We start from the raw sequence: 20,715 nt of genomic DNA, 5'->3' as shown, positions 1-20,715 counted from the left end.
CCGGTAACGCTGCTCAGAAGTGCCGGTCGCGAATTGTTGGGCCGACCGCTGCTTTGTAAGTGACCTCAGTTTCGAAGGGCAGTGTCTGTTCCCAAACGACGCCGGGATAAAGCCGCTTGGCCGGCAGCTCCTGGCAATTGCTCCCACTGGCATCGCATTGCTTGCCGTCGAATAACTCCTGCGCGGTGTTGCCGCTGTTCACCAGCCGCAGCTCGCGCCCGGCGCGCTGTCCCTCTACATCGCCAGTGAACTCTTCCGGCCGGAAGATCACCAGAGTGTCATAACCGACAAATACCTTGAGCGCGTTGACATCGGCCGTGATCGGACCGCCTACCGGCTTGATTGCCACGCGAAAGACGCGGTCGGACGTGGCCCGATCGCCGATGGAAGCAACCCGGATTGTGCGCCTCTCGCCCGGCTCCAGGACCAGGCGTTGCGGCGAGACGAGGATACCCGACTCTTCGGGAACTCCGGCCGGAACGCGTTCCTCGGCAGCGGTCCCCGCCCCACGGATTTCGAAGGGTTCGGCCAAGACGTACATCCGCTCGTCGCCGTCGTTCCAGACCTCAATGTCTTCGCGTGGAGGTTTGCCGGGCAACAAGTCGACGATCACCTGGCTCAGCACCATCTCGGCCTGCGCGGCCGGACCTGCACACAAGGCCGCACCGGCAGCCAGCGTCCACATGAGCGTTGTGAATTTCACTTTGATCCTCCGTTAGCAGGGCTGGGCAGCTCACCCAGTGAGCCGAGCTGGATTTCGGTTTCGGTGCAGCAAACGATCGCACCGAGGCGAGCGATGCCGGAGCGGACTTCACCGGTTGGAAGCGTCATCGCGTAAGTCCGGCCATCGTTGAGGGTCACTTCGAGATCGGCGTTGTCGGATGCTTCGATCTGGAAGTATCCATTGTCGTCGGTCTCGCTCCACACCCCCTTGCCGGTGATCGAGGCACCCCGAAGGGGGGAGCCATCGGGAGCCGTAAGCCGGCCGAACTTGATCGTAATCCGCGAAACGACCCAATCGAGATTGGAGACGGTTCCGGGATAGAGACTAACCTTGCGCGACGCGCTGTCGTAGGCGAGCAGCCCTTCTCCGGTCGGACGGATACGCACGTCGTAAGCCCGGTAAGGAGGCAAGGAGAGCGTGAACGGCTCTGCACCGGTGATGGAGCCGGCCACCTGCTCGTCGACATAGACATCGAAGCGATCATCCTTGCTCGCACCCTTCACGTGCGCGACGATCATGCTTTCAGTGGTTGTCCTGCCAGCGACCTGCAATGACCCTGCCCCGGCAATGAGCGTGGTCTGTAGGCCGAGGCTGTACTGCGTAGCCGAGGAGCCCTGACCTTCACTGTGGACCAGATCGCCGGCGAGCGTGCCGAGGCGATGGCGGAACTCGGTCGACCCGACGATATTGTCGCGATTGGGCTGGTGCTCGAGTCCGGCCCCCAAGGCCAACTCGCCAGCGCCGAGCGACGGACTCCAGGATGCGGAGACGGCGCCCGCCGGGCCTTCACCCAGGTCATCGCCGGTGATGGTCGATGCCCTCGTGCCGCCGAGCCCGGTCAGCGATGATCTGGCGCCGAGGAAGCGCAGGGAAATACCGGCAAAACCAGACCTTCCGCGGTCGGTGGCTGTCGCGTCACCGCGCATGGTCAGTGTGAACGGCCCCTTTTGCAGCACATCCCATTCAAGCGCCGGACCGATGCTGTAGCGGGCCTCCTGCGTTGGGTCGTCGCGGTAGAAAAAGGTCCCCAGGAAGCGGATGCTGGCCAGGCTGAATGAGACGACACCGCCGATCTGAGAATAGCTTCCACCCTGCCAGAACGAGCCCGGCAGGCCCGAAGGAGAACCCGGCGAGCCCGGAGGGACAATCGGCCCGCCATCAAACTCGTCTGCTTCGATCCGGCGGAGATCGAAGTTGAAATTCAAGCGCGAATAGCCCCCGGACATGATTTGCAGCACGCCACCATAAGTCCCGGAAAGGTTGGCAACTGCGGCTGCCCGCAACTGCACGATGTCGCTCAGAAAGACCGCTGCAACCTCGGCGGTGGCCGTCTCGTCGGTCGCCTCGACGCCGCCCTCGACGACCCAGCTCTTGCTCAGCCTGTGAGCCACGCCGCCCTGAAGGTAGGGACGATTTGATACGTCCAGCGAATGGCTTTCGGAGGCATCGACGAGCATACCGCCAAATGCGAAGAAGTCGGTCCGCCCTTCTGACGGCACGCGGCGGTTCTTGTTGAAGAAGCGCCGTTCTTCACGCGCCGGTTGTCCCGGTTCTTCGATCCGCAAGATGATGTCGTAAGCGCCATCGGGCAGCATGGAGGTGTCGAGCTGCTGGTTGCCCGCCTCGTAGATGGCAGAACTGAGCACCCGCCCGTCGCGCACGATGTCGACGCGAGCGCGCTGCTGCAGGTAGACCACTACTGGGCTACCGGACAGCACGTCCTTGTCGAGCCGGGTGTCGATCTGCGTTTCGATGCCCGCCCCGACCAGCTTGCGCCGGCCGAAAAGGTCATTGCCCGGTGCCCACAAGGCGCCGGCAGAGTAGCGCAGGCCGGGTCGATCCCATTCAAGCGCGATCCGTTCGGCTCCGAAACCGAGTTCGCTGGCATAAGAAAGGTCCGCGCGCAGGCGCCGTTCCCCGTTGCCGACGATGATGTTGTCCTGGAAGTTGTAGTAGCTCGACCCTTCGCCCAAACGCCCGGACAGCACTGCCCCGATCGAATTGATCATCGCCACGCCACCTTCAGGCTCCGGCAGATAGGCGTCCGCGACCAACTCGTTCACGGCGATGAAGCGGGGGTTCAGAAAGATATCGAGGCGGAAGTGATTGCGGTCGAAGATCACACCGACAACGTCAGGATCGAGATCCCCGCAAATAGCCGGATCGGTCGAGTTCGAACAGGCGAGGGCCGCGTTGGCGGGCAAGTCTCCAGCGGCAAGGGCCGCCTCGACCGCGGCGCGGTCCGTCAGCTCGGGAAGCAGCGCCAGTGTCGCCGCCGGCTCAAGAAAGCTCACCGCGCCCGGAACGGCGCTGATCTTTGCCTCACCCTTGCGCACGCCGCCAAAGTAGACGTCCACCAGCAGGACCTGGCTTTCGGTCAGGTCCGAGAACCCCTCAGGCTCCCCGACCAGGATCACTGGAATGCCAGCGTCCTTCGCTTGGACGGGCTGAACCCACCCTCCCGCCGAAAGGATCGTACAACCCAAGACCAGGCTTCGAAGCGAAGCGCGGGCGCCGGTCGGGTGGAAGCTGGCCACGGTTAGCGCCAACTCACTCCGGCACGATCGTGATTTGCAGCGTGCCCGTGTAATTGCCGGCGGTAGCGGCGGCAGCCTGGGTTGCGCGGATGATCACGATAAGTGTGGCGGTGCCGGTGGTTTGAAAATTGCAGTTCTGGAAGAACGCGCTGTTATCGTAGCCCGGCGAAAGCACGTTGGCCGTGAGTTGCGTGCCGGTGGTCTGATTCACCGCGTCGGCCCACTGCACCTCGTAAGCGAGCCGCCTTGTGCCATTGGCGAGGGTGAACGCACCTCCCGTCCCGTTGCCGGTGGCGCGGACCCCGTAGCTTAGCGCGGTAAAGCCCTGCCTGCTGTAGGCGCAGACGTTCTGCCTGATAGTCTGGTCGGTCGCGGTACTGAGGCTTCCGAAGTTCACATCGGTAAGCATGCTGATCCGGGCATCCGCATGCGCCGGCGCTTCCGCCAGTAAGGCGATCAGGGCGCCTGCAAACGCTCCCGCACTAAGGGATTTCCCCAAGACCATGGTTAACGATATGGAGAAACATGGTAAATTTTCGGTTACCGGATAAGAAAAGCCCGCCCCGAACCATGAGTGTTCGGAGCGGGCCAAGAAATTGGTATTGAACGATTAAAGTGGCGTGACGAGAAGCGTCAACGTGCCTGCGTAACCAGTGCCCGCGGTCATCGTGAGCAAGTCGGTGCTCGCAATTCTCACAATCAGGCTGGCACTAAGGGTCGACAAGGTCGAACAGGACTGATTGGTCGCGGCGGAAGTCAGCGAAGCCGAAGCCGTGCCCGAAGTGAGCGCGGTGCCGGAGGACTGTCCGCCGGAAGCCGCCCATTCGACCGCATACGGAATGCCACCCGTGAGCGTAAACGCGCTTGGGCTGCCGCCGCCGCTCGCCGTAATCGTGTAGCGCCCGGTCGCGGTGTTGCTCCACACGCAGACATTCTGGACGGCCGAGGCATTGGTCGACGGATCCACGGCATTGAAGTTCACGTCGACAAGCCCGGTGATGCGAGCCCGGTTCGCCACGCTGGCATTGATTGCGACGGTGCCCGTGGAGGTGGCGCCGAGAGTGCCCTGAGTGGCGGCCGAGGCCCCCGAACCCAGGAAAGTCGAGGCAAATGCACCCAGCACCATGAGATGCTTACCGGCGCGCGCCTTATGGAACTGAATGATCATGCGTTTGGTCCCCTAAACCGATCTTCTACGTGGTATCACGCAAGGGGTTCTACGTAGTTTAGGTTAATAACCCGTTTGTCATGATCCGTATTTTCAGCGGCGCCGCATGGTCCGGCCTACGTACAATGCCGGAATGCCTGTCCCATCACCAGGTATGTCAGTGCGCATTGAATCGTCCGTAGATTTGGCCGCGCTTCTTCGGCCTGAGGACCAGATCAAGAGATTTGCAGGCTCACGCCCATTCCAGATCTTCAGTGAACACGATCGTCAGCCACTGGTGGGGGCCGTCGCCGCCGATCGCTTCACCGATCTCGTCTCTGAGCGCATCCCATTTGGCCATGGCGCGGGGTGGCCCGCCCGGTTTGAGGATGAAGTAGACCTCGATGTTATGCGAACGCCCGACCTTCGCTACGTAGGCGCGGTAAGTGAGGAAATCCTGTTCCGCCACGAAGCGAGCACAAACCTCATCGACCCGCTGCTTGAGATCCGCAGGGGTGACGAGCAGGATGTCCGATAGCGCCCTACGCACGCTGGTGATCGGCAAAGGAATGACCACGAGGCAGATCAGCGCCAGTGCAGCCGGGTCGATGTAGGGCGAAACCCACTGGAACTGCGTTCCCTGCACCGCGATACCGAGCCCGAAAGCGACCAGCAGGGCCGCTGCGATGCAACCCGACATGACCCAGGACCTGACATCGAGCCGGATGAAATCGGAACCGATGAGCCGGTTGGCTCGCGTCTCGATAGCCGCGACCGTCGCGCAAATCGCAAGCGTGATCCCCGCGTAGAGTATGGCAAGTCCGAACTGCAGTTCGCGCCCACCTTCCAGCAAGCTGCTTATCGCGTTGAACAAGGCATATGTGGCGACCCCGATCAGCATCAGCCCATTCATCGCCAGCACGATCGGTTCGAGATGCCAGAACCCCATCGTGAACCGCTCGCGCAAACGCGGCGGAAGGTCGGTCGACTGGGCGTAGGCGGTAATGAGGTTGACCACGACGAGGGACAACAAGCTCATCCCCGCGTCGACAATTGCATAGATGCCCTCGAACATGATCGAGAAGGAGCCCGAGGCGAGGCCCAAGATGATGCCGACTACCGCGACGGTCAGGGTGGCGGCGATCGAGGCTCGGAGAACTTTGCTCTCGTCGCGGAAGTCGAAAATCCTGGATTTATGGGTCATTGGGTTTCCAGCGCGGCAAAGCTCGAGGCACCGCTGCTGCTAACCAATCACGTCTCGAACAGGGCGGGGATCGGGGAAACTCCCGAGAGGATGCGGCTATTTCCGTCGACTGCTCTCTGATTGCCGACACGGCGTGAGACCGAGTGAACGAGGTGCTAGGTAACGGCCATGCATATCAGGAAAGCCACCCCGGACGACGCCGAGGCCATCCTCGGGATCATTCTCCCAACGATCAGGGAAGGCGCCACTTACGCGCTCGCCTCCGAAATGACGGGCGCTCAGGCGCTGGATTACTGGATGTCGACCGAGAAAGAGACGTTCGTGGCCGTCGATGACGGCACCGTCGTGGGCACTTACTACCTGCGCCCCAACCAGGCCGGCGGCGGAGCCCACGTGTGCAATTGCGGCTATGTGACCAGCGCTGCGGCGACGGGGCGTGGCGTCGCCCGGCGAATGTGCGAACACTCGCTCAATCAGGCTAAAGCCAGCGGCTATCGGGCGATGCAGTTCAACTTTGTGGTGAGCACCAACGAGCGGGCGGTGCGTTTGTGGAAGTCGCTGGGATTTGAGATCGTGGGCCGGCTGCCAGGGGCGTTCCGTCATCCGCAAGCGGGGTTCGTGGACGCGCTTGTGATGTTCCGGGCGCTCTGAGCAGAACCGGCCCAGTCATCAAATCTGGCTCGGACTATGTGCCAAGCCACCTAGGCAGTCGCGACATCGGTGCGAAAACCGCGCCAACCCGCCTTGTCTAGGCCGCTGCGGGCACGTATTTCAGGGAGTGCGCCCAAGTGGCGCGAACCAAAGCACCCGGCGCGCACGGCGCAAGAGGTGCAAAAACAAAAGAACGGGCGCCAAGAGCGTCCCGCGCAGGAGAAGATGCTATGAAGATTGTTGGAGCCGCGATTGCGGCTGCTGGTCTGCTTGTCTCTACCGCAGCCATCGCCAATGTACGTGACGACCAGATGTCCGTTTCAGTGACACGTCCGGCCGAAGGCGGCCGCGAGCAGGTCTCGCTGCAAGTGTCTACCGACGGGCTCGATCTTGCTACCGTCGATGGCGCCGCGAAGCTCCGCAAGCGGGTCACTCGTGCCATCGCTGCTGCCTGCAATCCTGGCGATCGCCTCGATGCAGACCTTGCGCCGGACTTTCAGTGCCGCCGCGAAATGGCCGCCAGCGCAGAGCCGGCCCTGATCAACGCCTCGCGCCAGGCGATCGCGTACAACTGATCGATCATTGAGAGACGGTGGCCGGGTGCACCCACACCCGGCCACCTCCTCGCTCACCCCAGGCTCAAGCTGCCAGTGCGCGCTGGTGCAGACGCGTGACCGCGTCGAGCGAGGACAACAGGGCGCCTTCCATCCAGCACCCGTAGTAGGAGGCATGTTCGCCCGCGAGCACGATACGGCCGTCGAGCGAGACGAGATCCTGGTAGTGGGCCTCGCGCGTCTGGTCGGTCCAGGTGGCGCAGCAGCCGAGGATCCACGGCATGCGGCTCCAGGCCACCGAGGCGCCGTTGCGGAATTCGCGGCGGTACTCGTCGGGGTGGAACACCGAGCCTTGCGCCAGCGCCGCCTCGATCCGCGCCTCGGGCGTCATGCCGGCGAACTGGTAGCCGCCTGCCCCGCTGGCGAAGGCCCCGAGCAGCACCGCCGGGCCGTCCTTGAACATGTTGTTGTTCGGATAGGAGATCAGTCCGATCGCCTGGTCGGTGAAGCTGTGTCCGCCGTAGATCGAGTACTTGTCCTCCCAGAAGCGGCTGGCCATTTCGAGGCCGATCTTGACCTGCCCGGAGTACGGCAGGGCCTTGATCGCGGCCTTCTTCGCGTCGCTGACCTGGATGTCCATCTGCGCCAGGATCGAGGCCGGCAGGGTGCAGACGCAGTAGTCGGCCTGGGCATCGCCGGTGCGGCCGGACTTGGTGTCTTCCCAGCTGACGGTCACGCCGGCATCGCCCTGGGCGATCTTGGTGACCTTGGTGTCGTAGCGGATGATATTGCCGAGCTGGGCGGCAAAGCCCTTGCCGATCATGTCCATCCCGCCCTTGGGCTGGAACATCGTCGTCTGCATCACATTGCCGAAGTAGAAGCCCATCTGCGACCACACGTGCGACGAGAGGACATCGCCGAGGCCGTTGACCTGAGACATGGTCGGCGCACCATCGACACCGCCGCCCGGAGCCTTGTCGAAGCCGCGCTGGCCAGAGACGCGCAGCGATGAAGAGTACTTGCCGTTGGCGTCGAGTGCGCCCCACTCGCGCATGGCGACGAGCAGCTTTTCCTTGTCCTCCGCGGTGACCGTATCGTCGAGCGAACCGGCGTTGAGCGCCTTGCCGAGCAGTTCGGAGACGTGGCCTTTGAAGTCGACCGCGACTTCCTTGTAGCGCTGCGGCTTGCCGCCGAAGGCGTCGGAGCGGTGCACGAAAGCGTTGTGGTTGAGCTGGATGAAGGGCTCCATTTCAACCCCGAACTGCTTGCAGTAGTGCAGCAGCGTGCGGTGGTGGTGCGGGATGCGCCACGGGCCGGGGTTGAGGTAGTTGCCCGGCGCGAAGCCGACCGTTTGCGTGGCGCCGCCAACCTCGACGATCTTGTCACCGCCGCGTACCGAGTAGTTCCGCCCGCCGGGCCGGTCCTGGTATTCGAGGACCTGCACCGAGTAGCCGACCCGCGTCAGCTCGTAAGCCGCGAGCAAGCCCGCCAGGCCCGCGCCGAGCACCAGCACTTTGGAGCCCGGCCGCGCGCCCGACAGCGTGGGCGGTCCGGTGAACTGGGTTTCGGCAGCGTGTCCGAGCGCGGTCATCGCCTGGTACATCGCCAGGCCGCCCCCGACTCTGCCGATCATCGCCAGGAGATCGCGGCGGCTCTGTGGAGTGAAATTCATGGGCAGTCCTTTCTGGCTGGGCAGTCAGCGGCAGCTGGAGCAATCGGGAGTGGGCGCTTCGGAGGCGGCGATGGCGCGCTTCACGTCGGCTTCGGTGATCGGTTCGGGGTAGTCGTTGAGATCGCTGCGGACGTAAGTCAGCACGGCCGCCATCTGCCCGGGAGTGAGGATGTCGGTGAACCAGGGCATGGCGCCCCGCCCCTTGACGAGGATTCCGACGCCGAAGGCCGGATCGGCCAGGTTCGGATTCCCGGCCAGCGCGGGGATCGCGGCACCGGCCTCGCCCCCGCCCTTGCCGTCGGCCATGTGGCAGGCCTGACAAATCTGTTCGTAGACTTCCCGGCCTTCCTGGGAGACTTCGACCGAGGTCGCGCCGCCAGGCGCGTCCTGGGCCTGGGCTACGAAGGCAGTGACTAGCGCTAGGCCGGCCACGCCCATCGCTCCGAGCGATATTGTGGATTTCATTGGGGTGACTCCCGATTGCGACTTTTCGGGGTGGTGAGGCTCACTTGGCAGCGATCGCCTCGATCTCGACGTACATCGTGGGCCGGCCAAGCGCGGCGACCTGGATGGTCGAGCGGGTCGGCGAGTTGGGTTGCTCAGCGGTGCCGAAGAAGGTGCGGAACACCTCGTTCATCGCCGCAGAGTCCATCTTGCCATCCTTCTCGGGCACACCGACGAGGAACACCGTCATCTTGACCACGTCGCCCATGCCGAGACCCAGGGTTTCGAGCTGAGCCTTGATCTTGGTGAGCACGCTGAGGGTCTGCGCGCGGGTGTCGCCGAGGTCTTCCGGCTTGGCGGGATCGAGCGGCGAAGGCGTGGTGCCGGAGATGAAGTGGAGCGTCGTCCCCGGAGGCACGGTCGCAGTGCTGGCGATGGGCGATTCCGGGTTGTTCTTGGTCCGCGTCACCTGGGCCTGGGCGGGCACTGTCGGCAACGCGGCTGCACCGATCGCGAGGAACAGTGCGGGCAGCATTCTGAGGGTCATTGTATCGGCTCTCCGTATTTCGTCGGGAGTGGGGCCGAGCGCCTTCCGGCGCCCGGCCGGAAGGTCAGAAGTTGAAGTCGAGGCGGGCGTAGTAGTACCCGCCATTGCTGCCGTAGGAGCCGTGGCCGTACCGCGAGTTGATCGTGGTCGTGCCGTTGACGTAGGGCGAGGTTCCAGAGGCCACTGCGACCGGCAGCAGTTCGGGGATCTCGGGCTTCTTGTTGAACAGGTTGGTCGCGCCGAGGGAGAACTTCATCCAGTCGGTGAACTCGTAGCCGAGCTCGAGGTCGGTCAGCGGCGTTGCCTTGACCACGCCCTCGTAAGGTCCGTATCCGCTGATGGCGGGGAACACGAGGACGGTGGAGCTGCCCTGGTACGACTGGCGCAAGTTGATGCTGAAGGCGTCCTTGGTGAACAGGATGCCGAGCGTCGCCTTGTACTTGGGCTGCGCGGTTTCGAGGTAGCTTTCAGCCTGCGGCGTGAACAAGGCACTGCCGAGGCGGTTCTCGGTAACCTTGGTCTCGTTGTAGTTGGCATTCAGCGAGAGATCGAGTTCACCGAAGGTCAGGTCGACCGGATAGCGGGCGGAGAAGTCGAGGCCCCAGGTCCGCGTGTCGATGCCGTTGGTGAAGGTCTGCACGCTCACCGTCGGCACGTTGTCGATCACCGTGCCGCGGGCCGCGATCGCCGCCATGACCGCATCGTAGGCCGGAATGCCGTTGATGAGGTTGGTCTGCGGTACGTTGTTGACGAGGCCGCGGATGGCGGAGGTGCCGGCGATGCGGTCCTTGATCGTGATGTAGTAGCCATCGAGCGAGACGACGAGCCTGTCGGCGGGGCGCAGCACGACACCGGCCGAGTAGTTCTTCGACTTCTCCGGCTTGAGCGGCGAGAAGCCGAGCAAGGCCGCAGCAGCCGAGTTCGGCGGCAACTGCACGCTGGCGCTGGTCGGGGCGACGTTGGTGGCCGAGTAGTAGGACTCGCCCATGGTTGGAGCGCGGAAGCCGGTGCTGACCGTGCCGCGTAGCGCGATCTCGTCGGTGAAGTCGTAGCGGGTGGTCAGCTTGCCGATCACCGTGTCGCCGAAGTCGCTGTAGTCCTCGTAGCGGCCGGCGATATCGACCACCCAGCCTTCGACCGGATTGGTGATGAAGTTGAGGTAGGCCGACTTCGAATCTCGGCTGTAGTCGCCGGCGTCGGTCAGTGAGTAGCCGGGGAACGACTGCCCGCCCTCCTTGTAGCGCGAACCGTAATCGCCCGGGCTGATGCCGTAGGTTTCCTCGCGGTATTCGGCGCCGAAGGCGATGGTCAGCGGTTCAGCGAGGCCGATCTCGACGTCATGCTGGATGTCGAGGGTATTGGTCCACTGGGTTAGCGAGAACGAGCCGTTGTAGAAGTCGGTCGGCGTGAACCCGGTGTCGATGAACAAAGAGCGGTTGGCGGACTCGATGGTGAAGATGTCGTTCCCGTCCGAACCGTAAGTGCTCGACAGGTCCCATTCCCAGCCGCCGATGTCGCCGCGCAGGCCGCCTGTGATCGAGTACTGGTCCTGGACCACCTTCTGCAGCGGCACCATGCCGGTGGTGCCAGTGTCGGCGAAGCAGGTCGCCGGGTTGGACGAGCTGGTGCAGATGCGGTTCGGGACGCGGTAGCCCTGGTAAGCCTCGCCTTCGCGCCGGGCGACGTTACCGAACGAGTAGAACTCGAAGTCGCCGAAGTCGTAGCCGGCGTTGTAGAACGCGACATTGAGGTCGGACTTAGCCTGGCCGCCGTTGATGTCCTTGAGGTCGAGCGCGTCGTAGATCGGCACGAAGGCGGCGGGGATGTTGGTGGCGAGATTGCCGTTGATGTCGCGGACTGAGGTCTGGCCATCGCCCTGGAAGGTGTGGCCGTTGCGGCGGTGGAACAGGGTCAGGTTGAGGAACCCGCTCTCGCCGATCGCGAAGCCGAGGTTGCCGCTGACGCTAAGGGTCTCACCCTCGCTGTCGTAGTACTGACCGCCGGTGACTTTGGCGGTGCCGCCCTGGTCGTTGCTCTTGAGGATGATGTTGACCACCCCGGCGATGGCGTCCGAGCCGTAGACCGCCGCGGCGCCTTCCTGGAACACCTCGATGCGCTGGACAGCGTCCGGTGGGATCAGGTCGATGCTTGGGGCCGCCGAGCCCTGGAACGGACCGGCGATGACTTGCAGGATCGCCGAGCCGTGGCGGCGCTTGCCGTTTACCAGCACCAGGGTGTGGTTCGGGTTAAGGCCGCGCAATCTCGCGCTGAGCGAGAAGTTCGACATGTCGGTGCCCTGCGTCTGCGCCGAGAACGACGGCACCAGCTGCGTCAGCGCCTGGTTGAGGTTGGGCTGGCCTACGCGGCTCAGCTCCTCTGCGCCCAGCAACCGGATCGGCGAGGCGCTGTCGGCTGCCTGCTGGCCTGTGGCACGGGTGCCGGTGACCATGATGACGTTCTCGTCGGCCGGGGCGGTTTCGTCGAGCGTGGGCTCGGCATCGGTGGTCTGGGCATGGGCAGCGGAAAGCGTGCTCGAGGCCAGGAGAAGGGAAATGAAAGTCCGTGAAACGCGCGACATTGGATAGCCCCCAAACTAGTTGCGGACCTCCCCCGGGGTTGACCGGGTGCACACTCGCGATTTCCAGCCGTTTGGCCCTTATCGTTCATGCGACCCGTTCAGGTCTTATGTTTTGTTTCAGGTAGTTGGGTTGGCTTGTCAGTGAGATCCCCAACCACCCGTCACCGCCATGACAAACGAAAAGCGGGACCTTGCCCATACGCCGATATGCGTACGTCGAGCCGGGGCGATGTCCTTACCATGCGTCTCCGGAATCGACCGGCGGCTCGGGCCGCTGGGGCAAGGAGAACATGATGCTGAACCGTTACCTGGTGGCCGCCGCAGCTGCGACCGCCGCGCTTGCCCTTCCCGCTGCCGCTTCGGCGCAAGTCACGCGAATCCAGAGCAATCCGCAGGCGCTGATCCTCGACGCCGCCGAGGTCAGTGCCGGAACCGATATGATCTACCTCTCGGGCCAGCTGCCTTCGCCGATCGACGCCGCGAAGCCAATGAGCGCGGTGACCTCGCTCGAAGAGATGGGCGACACCAAAGCCCAGACGATCAGCACGCTGTCCAAGATCAAGGCGATCCTCGAAGCGCGTGGCTATGCGATGAGCGACTTGATCAAGCTCTCGCTGTTCGTGGCGGCCGACCCGCGCCTCGGCAAGATGGACTTCGCCGGCGTGAACGAAGGTTTCCGCGAGTTCTTCAAGACCGCCGAGAATCCCAACACCGTGGCGCGGTCTACCTTCCAGGTGGCGGCCCTCGTTGGCCCGCATTTCCTGATCGAGATCGAGGCGATCGCGGCCAAGGCGCCGGCTAACTAGCTTACTGGCCGATCACCTTGATCGCCATCGCAGCCGCCGCCGAGCGAGTCTCTACACCAAGCTTTTCGTAGATCCGCTCGAGGTGCTTTTGCACCGTGCGCGGGCTGATGGTGAGGACTTCGCTGATGTCGGAGTTGGACTTGCCGTAGCTGATCCAGAGCATGACTTCGGCTTCACGTTGGGTCAGGCCCAGTTGCAGCTGTAGCTTCTGCGCATCGCGTTGCGGGTTGAGCTCGGTAAGCCGGATGAGCACTTCATTGCTACGGTAGTGCTCGATTATCGCCAGCTCGAGCGAACAGTTCGGACGCTCGACCCGCGCGCTTCCGCCCTTGGTGCCCGAGCGAGATAGCAGCCGCTCGACCACGCTGCGGATTTCCGCCGGCAGGTTCGTCTCGCTCCGGTCCCAGCCTGGCAAAGTGCGAGCAATCAAGCGCTCGGCCTTTGGCGTGCACCACAAGAGCTCACCCGAGGTGTCGGTAGCCATCATCATTCGGCCCGTCGCGTCGAGACTGGCCGTGCTGGCGTGCACGGCCCTGCCGTTGGCCATGTGCAGCCGGACGCGGGCCAGCAGCTCATCCAGGTCGACCGGCTTGCGGACGTAATCCACGCCGCCGACCTCGAACGCTTCGATCACATGTTCGCTCTCAGTCAGACCGGTCATGAAGATCACGGGGACATGCGCCAGCGCAGGATCCTGTTTGATCTTGAGCGTCGTTTCGAACCCGTCGAGCCCCGGCATGATCGCGTCGACCACGACGAGGTCCGGGACCGTCCGGCTCAGGATATCGAGGCCCGCGCGGCCCGAGTTGGCCACGAGCGCAGTGATCTGGGCAGATTCCAGCATACTGGCCACTGTTCGCAACGAGTCCGGATCGTCGTCGACCACGAGCACGGTATCGGCATGCAATGCGCCCACTTCAGTAAGCCTCCAGCTTCCGCGCCATCGCGGCAAGATCGAACCGGTCGAGCTTTTCGAGGAGGTAGGCGACCAGGTCCGCGGCCTCCGGCACTTCCTCTGCCAACTCTCCCAGCGCGCTTTCGACACCGCGGTAGTGGCCGATGCCAAGGAACTCGCGAATTCGGGCGATGTGCGGAAGCGCTTGCGGGATTCCCGCCTCGGGCTTGCCTGACGACGGCGTTGGCCGGCAGGTGAGATCCAGCAGTCCACCTACCGCTTCGAGCAAGGCGTTGAACTCGACCGGCTTGGCCAGGAACTTATCGTGCATCGGGTCTTCGACCGCGTCTTGCGGCGCCTCCTGCGAATTGCCCGAGAGCATCAGGATGCGAACGTCCCGGCCCAGCAATTCGCGAACCCGGTGCCCGGCCTCCCAGCCGGAGATGCCGGGCAGGTTGATGTCGAGAACCGCAAGGTCGAACGAAGTCCGGCGACACAGGGTGACGGCGGTCTCTCCATCCGGCACCGCCGTCACTGCAAAGCCCTGTGACGTGAACAAGGTCTTCATGAACGACAACTGCTGCGGGTCGTCATCCACGAGCAGGATCGAGCGACCCCTGCCGTCGAGCGCCAGCGTCGACACCGTGACAGCGGGCTTGCGCAACGCCGAGTTGGCGAAGGCACCCGCCACCTCACCGAGCATCAGGGTCACCCGGAAGCAGGTGCCGGCGCCGGGTTCGCTTTCGACTTCGATCTGCCCGCCGAGGATCTCGACGATGGCCTTGGTGATCGGCAGCCCGAGGCCCACGCCTGGCCGCCGCTGCTGGTCTTCCGTCTCGCCGCGCTCGAAGGGAACGAATATCCGCTCGCGATCGGCGGTCGGAATACCCGGCCCGGTATCGATGACTTCGAACACCGCGATCTGGTTCAAGTACCGGACCTTCAGCGTGACCGAGCCGTGATCGGTGAATTTGATCGCATTCGACAGCAGGTTGATCAGCACCTGGCGGAGGCGGCTTTGATCGGTTCGGACCAGTTCGGGAATCCGCCCCGAAAGCTCGACGCGGAAATCGAGGTCCTTTGCCTGGGCATCAGGGCGCATCATCCAGCAGGTCTGGTCGATGAACTCGCGTAGGCTGACCTGATCGCTCCTGATACGCATCATCCCGTTTTCGAGGAGCGAGATGTCGAGCAGACCCTCCACCAAGGTTGTCAGATGCTCGGCGCTGCGCCTGATGACGCGCGCGGCTTCGCGGGCGTTTTGATGCTCGCTGCGCTCAATAAGCTGCGCGTAACCGTAGATGGCGTTGAGCGGCGAGCGGATCTCGTGGCTGACGTTTGCCAGGTAGCGGCTCTTGGCGGCATTGGCCGTCTCGGCCGCGAGACTTCGGTGCGAGAGAGCGTCGGCCTCCGACGTAGCGGCCTCGGCCACCCGTCCCCGATGGCTGGCGAGGAGTCCGAGCCCTGCTGCAGTGCACCAGCCAGTGATGGCCAGAGCCAGCGCCGGCAGTTGCTCAGCCTCACCATCGCTCAGATCGAAGGCGATTAACGCCGCCATCGCTGCAACCGCCAGACGCAAGACCGAAGCCGGTGCCCAGCGCTTGAGCTGCGACACCGAATCGGCAGACAGCCCCGATAGATGCGGCGCGATCGGGCCTCCCCCAGGGTGGAGACCTCGATCGACAAATGCCCACCCCCCCGGGCAGTTTTCATCTTTCACTATGCGACCCTCATCGGCGCGGGCAGCTATTCCGAAGCGCCGACACTCATGCTGCAACGCAAACTTAGCTTAGGCAAGTATCTGTTGCGCCGCACAACGCTAAACTGGCCGGGGTGTGGATTCCGCCACAGTGGCCCGCTTAGTGGGCCACCTGCGTGAGCCGACTGACCAGGCGCTCGGCGACAGAATTGCGGATCGCCATGCCCTTGCGCAGCTTGGCCCAGGTGTTGAGGCTGATGCCGAAATGGTGCTGGATCACGTCGGCCTTGTGGCAATTGACCATCGTTTCCATCCGCTGCACCACCGAGCGATCAATCACCGTCATTCTTTGCACGACCCATTCTCCATTGCTTTTGTGAGAGAAAAGCTAGGAGAGCGCCCTTTCCGCCTGAATACGCCATTCACCGTATTGGCGGCCCTAGACTGCCTCGCCGCGGGGATGAGCCCAAGCGCACTTGTCGCTTGACTACTGCGCCGATCGTACGAGGGTATCGAGGAGTCGCCGGGGGGAGAGACAACATGGTAATGCTGGCATCGCGAAGCCTGAAAGTCGGTACCATCATCGACAAGACGCTCGGCGTCGTCGAACACGCATTGAAGCCTACGTTGATCTACATCGTCGGCCTGACGGTGATCAACGCCGCGATCGGATACTTCACGGTGGGCATGACCGCGCCGATGGATCAGTTGGTCATCGGGCTTGGCAAGTTCGTCGTGGGTGTCGTCGCGGGATACTTGTTCCTCGACGCCTTGCTGCGCAAAACCGATCTTGTTTCGCGCACCGAAGGGGACATGTTCCTGCCCTTCATCGGGCTATCGATCCTCATCACTCTCGGCGTCGTGGCGGGCTTCATCGCCATTGTCATCCCAGGGCTCGTGATCATGGCTCGCTGGATGATCGCCCAGCCCTTGCTGATCGGCCGAGGTTACGGCGTGCGGCAAGCGCTCGGCGAGAGTTGGGAGCGGACCAGGGGTTCCGAGTTCGCGATTATCGGCGCCTGGTTGGCGCTGCTGCTTCCGCTGCTTGCCGTCTTGATCGCCTGCGCAATGCTGTTCGATCCGGCAGATCCGATCGGCATCGTGATCACGCAGCTCGCCACGAGCGCGACGAGCGTGGTGTCGGCGGCGATGGGCGTGGCGGTATTTGGCCTGATCGTCGGCAAAGAACAGGTGGCCGCCGCGTTCGCTTGACGGGGCTCGCCGCGATCGCTTGCCCTTTTCAATATCGTTGAGCCCTACTACTTCGGCGCACCAACCGAAGGTTGTTGGGCCGAGGATTCTTGGGATTGTCCGCCGATCGTTCTAGTGCCGGCCTCGAGGCTGCCTACCTCGAGCATCGAGATCGCCTGCTGCGCTTTCTTGTCGCACGCGGGGCGGAAGAGGCTGCCGAGGATCTGCTGCAGGAGGTTTGGCTGAAAGTGGCGAAAGGGACTTCGGGTCCGGTCGCTTCACCGCTCTCCTACCTGTTCCGCATGGCAGACACGCTGATGATCGATCGCTATCGCGCGGCAAGCCAGGCAAGCCGCCGGGACCACGCTTGGAGTGAAATCCAGGATGGAGCGGTGCGCGGTGTGTCCGACGCTCCTTCGGTGGAGCGGCACCTGATCGGTCATCAGCAGGCGCGCTTGGTTACAGAGGCGCTCGCGACCCTCGGCGATCGGCCCTCGGCGATATTTCGCCGGCACCGCGTGGACGAAATTCCCCAGCGCCAGATCGCGGACGAATTCGGCGTGAGCCTCAGCACGGTCGAGAGTGACCTCCGCCGAGCTTATGCGGTGCTGGCGCAGCTGAAGGAGCGGATCGATGAGGCTTGAGCCCAACGACTCCGTCCTTGCCTGCAGGAGACACGGCGAATGACGGGTAACGAACCGATGCGCGACCAAGCAATCGCCTGGGCGGTAAGGACAGGCGACCCGGCGTTCGACGACTGGGACGGGTTCACCCGTTGGCTGGAGGCCGATCCGGCGCACTCGAATGCGTACGACAAGGTCGTGGCCGCCGTTGGCGAAGCGGTGGAAGCCGTGCCGCCCACGCCTAAGGCGGAAAATGACGACATGCCGGCTGAAGGGCCTACGCGACGCCGGTGGATCGGAGGCGCAGCGGCTCTGACTTTGGCCGTGGTGGCCGCTTTCGGTGCCTGGCAGTTCCGGGGCGGCAGCTACACGGTGGAAACTGCGCCCGGTGAGGTACAACTGGTCAAACTCGACGATGGCAGCCAGATCGCCGTGGCCGGCGGCTCGCGCCTTGTGCTCGACCGGAACGATCCTCGCGTGGCCTCGCTCGAGCAAGGTCAGGCTCTGTTCACCGTCATTCATGATGTCTCGGCACCGTTCAGGGTGACCGTTGGGGACGATACGCTAGTGGATGTTGGCACGATCTTCGACGTGAAGCGCGCTAAGGGCGCGCTGTCGGTGGCCGTGTCGGAAGGCGCCGTCGTGCTCAATCCCGAAGGTCAGAACGCGCACGTCGCACGTGGACAGATGCTGACGCTCGACACCGCTTCCGGTCGTTATCGCCTTGGCGAGATCGTCACCGAAGAAGTTGGCGAATGGCGTGAGGGGCGACTGACCTATCACGACGCGGTGCTGGCAGATGTCGCCACGGACCTCTCCCGCGCTACGGGGCTGACCTTTGAGGTCGCGCCGAGTTCCGCAGCCCACCGCGTGTCGGGTAGCATCCTGGTGGAGCCGATTCGCACCGATCCGCAAACGCTCGGTCCGCTGCTCGGACTGGCCGTCCGCCGTGACGGCAAGGTCTGGGAGATCGAAGCGAACTAATCATGCGTGCGGGGAGGTGGATCTGCCTTGCGGCCTGCGTGGTCAGCGCACCGGCTTATGCCGAAGATGTCGCCGTCAGCGCTCCTGCCGGACAGGCCGGACAGGCCGCGATCGTCATCGCGCGGCAGACCGGAACCAGCATCATCATCACCGACAGCGCGATCGCTAAGCGCTCAGTCTCGGCGATCCGCGGGCGCTTCTCAGCACAGGAAGCGGTCGCCCGGCTCGCGCGCGCAGCCGGTGCCCGTGCAGTGCCGGCTGGATCGAGCGGCTGGCGGTTGGTTGCGGTCCAGACTGTCGCGCCGCGGCCTGCTCCCGCCCCCAGTCCACGCCCGGCGCCGATCGCGAGCCCACCGTCACCCCCTGACGCCACCGAGATTGTGGTCATTGGCAGCAAGCGCGAAGTGACGCTGGCTAACTACCCAGGCCAGGTGGAGTTGCTCGATGGCGAGGACCTCGAGTTCGGCGGCATCGGCGGAACGGAGAAGATCACTCAGCGCGTACCGACAGTCGCTTCGACCTACCTCGGCAGTGGCCGAAACAAGCTGTTCGTGCGTGGCATCGCGGATTCGAGCTTCACCGGGCCGACCCAGTCGACCGTGGGCCAGTATCTCGGCGACTTGCGCCTCAGCTACAATGCGCCCGATCCGGACTTGCGGCTGTCGGACCTCAAGCGGGTCGAGGTTCTCGAAGGACCTCAGGGCACGCTTTACGGCGCGGGCTCGCTCGGCGGCATCATTCGCCTGGTGCCGAACGATCCGGAAATGGGCGTGGCAAGCGGATCGGCGATGATCGGCGGCAGCGCGACACAGCACGGGGCGATCGGTGCCGATGCCAGCGCCACAGCGAACCTGCCGCTGGCCAGTGATCGTGCGGCACTACGCTTCACCGTCAACCTGGAGACGCAGGGCGGCTACATCGACAAGCCGCTCCTCGGCGAAGAGAACGTCAACCGCACGAATATCTACAGCGGCCGAGCCATGGTCCGCCTGGCGCTCGGCGGTGACTGGACTGTCGACCTGCTCGGGGTCGCGCAGCAGACCAACGGTCGGGATAGCCAATATGCCGACCGCGATGGCCCGCCGCTGAGCCGCTCAGCAGCTGTGGCAGAGGGTTTTGATACCGATTTTGCCCAAGGTCAGCTGGTGCTGACGGGGCGACTGGGCGACGTCCAGTTCAAGTCTTCGACCGGAATCACCGGGCAGAACCTCGAAGAGCGCTACGACGCGACTGCGCCGGGCGAGGATCCGCGCCTGTTCGTCCAGCGCAACGACACCGAGATGATCGCCAACGAGACGCGCCTGTGGCAGCCGATCGAGGATCGCTTCGGATGGCTTCTAGGGGCCAGCTACACTCACAACCGCACTCGGCTTACCCGCACCCTTGGCGCCCCGAATACCCAGGGCGCCGTCACCGGCGTAACCAACGTCATCGATGAATTCACCGGCTACGGCGAAGGAAGCGCTCGCCTCCTGGATGGCCTGACCGCGACCGCCGGAGGGCGCTTCACCAGTTCGCGCCTGAACGGTGAAGGCGAAGACGTCGCAGCTGCGCTGGCCGCGTCGATGGCCGCAGTTACCTCGTCGCGCACCGAGAACGTGTTCTTGCCCTCTGCATCGTTGGTTGCCAGCGTGATGCCCGACACCACGCTCTACTTGCGCTATCAGGAGGGCTTTCGGCCCGGCGGACTGGCAATCGCCGGCGATTTCGTCAGCCGCTTCCGCAACGACAGCATCGCCACGTTCGAACTTGGCGCGCGTCACGGCCGCCCGGGCAGCGGTCCATTCGATCTCGCCGCAAACGTCGCCTATACTCGCTGGCAGGACATTCAGGCGGATTTCATCGACAGCGCTGGATTGCCGAGCACCGCCAACATCGGCGACGGCAGGATTTGGTCGGCGACCGTCGTCGCCGGCGTAGCCGTAACCCCCGAGCTCAGGATCGACGCCGGCCTCACCTACAACGACGGCCGCATCGACGAGCCCTCAGCGGCGCTGTTTGCGCGTGTCGCGCCGCTTCTCAGCATCCCCAACTTCTCGGGCCGTCTCGACGATTTGCCCACCGCGGTGCTGGACAACATTACCGAAATTCCAAACGTGGCCCGGTTTTCGGGACGGATCGGGTTCGACTACCGGCGGCCAATCGGGTCAGACCTCGAACTCGCGGCGCAAGGATGGGCGAACTATGTCGGGCAATCGCGCCTTGGCGTGGGCCCCGAGCTTGGCGAGACGCAGGGTGATTACCTCGATACCGGCCTCACCCTGCGGCTGGGGCGCGAGGATCTCGGCGTTTCGATCGGGCTGACCAACCTCACCGACGAGGAAGGCAACCGGTTCGCCCTAGGAACGCCCTTTGCGGTAGGCCGTGACCAGATCACTCCGCTTCGTCCGCGCACGATCCGCGTCGGGGTCGACGCCGACTTCTGAACTTTTTTGCGGTCGCGACAAGGTTCGCCCCGA

General features: G+C 63.9%; 19 protein-coding genes. 7 read left to right on the top strand and 12 right to left on the bottom strand.

The genetic code is table 11. The annotated features are described in order from the left end of the window. Positions 1-13: 13 nt before the first annotated feature. The 5 genes from ASD76_RS00910 to ASD76_RS00890 all read right to left on the bottom strand — a co-directional run bounded on the left by ASD76_RS00910 (position 14) and on the right by ASD76_RS00890 (position 5,612). Positions 14-703: a hypothetical protein gene (locus ASD76_RS00910; protein WP_156457497.1), complete on the bottom strand. Its 690-nt coding sequence runs from the start codon at positions 701-703 to the stop codon at positions 14-16. Then, entirely contained in the window at positions 700-3,261 is a 2,562-nt protein-coding gene (locus tag ASD76_RS00905; RefSeq protein ID WP_156457496.1) for a CS1-pili formation C-terminal domain-containing protein, read from the bottom strand. Before ASD76_RS00905 ends, ASD76_RS00910 begins: the two co-directional genes overlap by 4 nt. 13 nt (positions 3,262-3,274) lie before the next feature. Next, entirely contained in the window at positions 3,275-3,670 is a 396-nt protein-coding gene (locus ASD76_RS00900) for a hypothetical protein (protein WP_156457495.1), read from the bottom strand. A gap of 201 nt (positions 3,671-3,871) precedes the next feature. After that, entirely contained in the window at positions 3,872-4,429 is a 558-nt protein-coding gene (locus ASD76_RS00895) for a hypothetical protein (RefSeq protein ID WP_055917149.1), read from the bottom strand. A 232-nt stretch (positions 4,430-4,661) separates the two neighbouring features. After that, complete coding sequence (locus tag ASD76_RS00890) at positions 4,662-5,612, bottom strand: cation diffusion facilitator family transporter (protein WP_055917146.1); 951 nt, start codon at positions 5,610-5,612, stop codon at positions 4,662-4,664. Between the two features lie 168 nt (positions 5,613-5,780). Between ASD76_RS00890 and ASD76_RS00885 the strand changes: the two genes are divergently transcribed. Together ASD76_RS00885 and ASD76_RS00880 are read left to right on the top strand one after the other, a co-directional pair. Beyond that, positions 5,781-6,263: a GNAT family N-acetyltransferase gene (locus ASD76_RS00885; RefSeq protein ID WP_055917145.1), complete on the top strand. Its 483-nt coding sequence runs from the start codon at positions 5,781-5,783 to the stop codon at positions 6,261-6,263. Positions 6,264-6,493: 230 nt separating this feature from the next. Then, positions 6,494-6,838 carry a UrcA family protein gene (locus ASD76_RS00880; RefSeq protein ID WP_055917142.1) on the top strand — a complete coding sequence of 115 codons (345 nt, stop codon included), beginning with the start codon at positions 6,494-6,496 and terminating at the stop codon, positions 6,836-6,838. Positions 6,839-6,902: 64 nt separating this feature from the next. Here ASD76_RS00880 and ASD76_RS00875 read toward each other — a convergent pair whose 3' ends face one another. From ASD76_RS00875 to ASD76_RS00860, 4 genes are all read right to left on the bottom strand, one after another. After that, entirely contained in the window at positions 6,903-8,489 is a 1,587-nt protein-coding gene (locus ASD76_RS00875) for a flavin monoamine oxidase family protein (protein WP_055917138.1), read from the bottom strand. Between the two features lie 24 nt (positions 8,490-8,513). Then, on the bottom strand, positions 8,514-8,954 hold the full coding sequence (locus ASD76_RS00870; RefSeq protein WP_055917135.1) for a c-type cytochrome: 441 nt from the start codon (positions 8,952-8,954) through the stop codon (positions 8,514-8,516). A 40-nt stretch (positions 8,955-8,994) separates the two neighbouring features. Beyond that, complete coding sequence (locus ASD76_RS00865; RefSeq protein WP_055917132.1) at positions 8,995-9,480, bottom strand: RidA family protein; 486 nt, start codon at positions 9,478-9,480, stop codon at positions 8,995-8,997. A 64-nt stretch (positions 9,481-9,544) separates the two neighbouring features. Continuing rightward, positions 9,545-12,058 (bottom strand): TonB-dependent receptor plug domain-containing protein, encoded by a 2,514-nt coding sequence (locus ASD76_RS00860; RefSeq protein ID WP_055917129.1) that lies wholly within the window; start codon positions 12,056-12,058, stop codon positions 9,545-9,547. Positions 12,059-12,351: 293 nt separating this feature from the next. On the opposite strand from ASD76_RS00860, the gene ASD76_RS00855 reads away from it, so the two are divergent. Continuing rightward, positions 12,352-12,864 carry a Rid family hydrolase gene (locus ASD76_RS00855; RefSeq protein WP_156457494.1) on the top strand — a complete coding sequence of 171 codons (513 nt, stop codon included), beginning with the start codon at positions 12,352-12,354 and terminating at the stop codon, positions 12,862-12,864. A gap of 1 nt (position 12,865) precedes the next feature. On the opposite strand, the gene ASD76_RS00850 is transcribed toward ASD76_RS00855, so the two are convergent. The 3 genes from ASD76_RS00850 to ASD76_RS00840 all read right to left on the bottom strand — a co-directional run bounded on the left by ASD76_RS00850 (position 12,866) and on the right by ASD76_RS00840 (position 15,804). Beyond that, positions 12,866-13,780: a DNA-binding response regulator gene (locus tag ASD76_RS00850; protein ID WP_156457493.1), complete on the bottom strand. Its 915-nt coding sequence runs from the start codon at positions 13,778-13,780 to the stop codon at positions 12,866-12,868. Between the two features lies 1 nt (position 13,781). Beyond that, positions 13,782-15,374, bottom strand: a complete 1,593-nt coding sequence (locus tag ASD76_RS00845; protein ID WP_055917121.1) for a hybrid sensor histidine kinase/response regulator — start codon at positions 15,372-15,374, stop codon at positions 13,782-13,784. Between the two features lie 244 nt (positions 15,375-15,618). After that, entirely contained in the window at positions 15,619-15,804 is a 186-nt protein-coding gene (locus ASD76_RS00840) for a hypothetical protein (RefSeq protein ID WP_055917118.1), read from the bottom strand. 194 nt (positions 15,805-15,998) lie between these two features. On the opposite strand from ASD76_RS00840, the gene ASD76_RS00835 reads away from it, so the two are divergent. The 4 genes from ASD76_RS00835 (at position 15,999) to ASD76_RS00820 (ending at position 20,682) form a co-directional block, all read left to right on the top strand. Then, positions 15,999-16,670: a hypothetical protein gene (locus ASD76_RS00835; RefSeq protein WP_156457492.1), complete on the top strand. Its 672-nt coding sequence runs from the start codon at positions 15,999-16,001 to the stop codon at positions 16,668-16,670. Between the two features lie 95 nt (positions 16,671-16,765). Continuing rightward, a complete protein-coding gene (locus ASD76_RS00830) occupies positions 16,766-17,293 on the top strand; it encodes an RNA polymerase sigma factor (RefSeq protein ID WP_055917113.1) in 528 nt (175 codons plus the stop codon). Between the two features lie 39 nt (positions 17,294-17,332). Continuing rightward, positions 17,333-18,256 (top strand): FecR family protein, encoded by a 924-nt coding sequence (locus ASD76_RS00825; RefSeq protein WP_055917110.1) that lies wholly within the window; start codon positions 17,333-17,335, stop codon positions 18,254-18,256. Positions 18,257-18,258: 2 nt separating this feature from the next. After that, positions 18,259-20,682 carry a TonB-dependent receptor gene (locus ASD76_RS00820; RefSeq protein WP_055917107.1) on the top strand — a complete coding sequence of 808 codons (2,424 nt, stop codon included), beginning with the start codon at positions 18,259-18,261 and terminating at the stop codon, positions 20,680-20,682. Positions 20,683-20,715: the final 33 nt, after the last annotated feature.

This window comes from Altererythrobacter sp. Root672 (assembly GCF_001427865.1).
Classification (GTDB): Bacteria; Pseudomonadota; Alphaproteobacteria; order Sphingomonadales; family Sphingomonadaceae; genus Croceibacterium_A.
Note: the sequence above shows the minus strand (reverse complement) of the source record. Positions and strands in the feature narration are given on the sequence as shown.

Bases quoted from the DNA above. Each gene is read 5' to 3' on its own strand.
- ASD76_RS00900 (WP_156457495.1), bottom strand. From the start codon at position 3,670: ATGCTTACCGATGTGAACTTCGGAAGCCTCAGTACCGCGACCGACCAG.
- ASD76_RS00895 (WP_055917149.1), bottom strand. From the start codon at position 4,429: ATGATCATTCAGTTCCATAAGGCGCGCGCCGGTAAGCATCTCATGGTG.
- ASD76_RS00890 (WP_055917146.1), bottom strand. From the start codon at position 5,612: ATGACCCATAAATCCAGGATTTTCGACTTCCGCGACGAGAGCAAAGTT.
- ASD76_RS00885 (WP_055917145.1), top strand. From the start codon at position 5,781: ATGCATATCAGGAAAGCCACCCCGGACGACGCCGAGGCCATCCTCGGG.
- ASD76_RS00880 (WP_055917142.1), top strand. From the start codon at position 6,494: ATGAAGATTGTTGGAGCCGCGATTGCGGCTGCTGGTCTGCTTGTCTCT.
- ASD76_RS00875 (WP_055917138.1), bottom strand. From the start codon at position 8,489: ATGAATTTCACTCCACAGAGCCGCCGCGATCTCCTGGCGATGATCGGC.
- ASD76_RS00870 (WP_055917135.1), bottom strand. From the start codon at position 8,954: ATGAAATCCACAATATCGCTCGGAGCGATGGGCGTGGCCGGCCTAGCG.
- ASD76_RS00865 (WP_055917132.1), bottom strand. From the start codon at position 9,480: ATGACCCTCAGAATGCTGCCCGCACTGTTCCTCGCGATCGGTGCAGCC.
- ASD76_RS00860 (WP_055917129.1), bottom strand. From the start codon at position 12,058: ATGTCGCGCGTTTCACGGACTTTCATTTCCCTTCTCCTGGCCTCGAGC.
- ASD76_RS00855 (WP_156457494.1), top strand. From the start codon at position 12,352: ATGCTGAACCGTTACCTGGTGGCCGCCGCAGCTGCGACCGCCGCGCTT.
- ASD76_RS00840 (WP_055917118.1), bottom strand. From the start codon at position 15,804: ATGACGGTGATTGATCGCTCGGTGGTGCAGCGGATGGAAACGATGGTC.
- ASD76_RS00835 (WP_156457492.1), top strand. From the start codon at position 15,999: ATGGTAATGCTGGCATCGCGAAGCCTGAAAGTCGGTACCATCATCGAC.
- ASD76_RS00825 (WP_055917110.1), top strand. From the start codon at position 17,333: ATGACGGGTAACGAACCGATGCGCGACCAAGCAATCGCCTGGGCGGTA.
- ASD76_RS00820 (WP_055917107.1), top strand. From the start codon at position 18,259: ATGCGTGCGGGGAGGTGGATCTGCCTTGCGGCCTGCGTGGTCAGCGCA.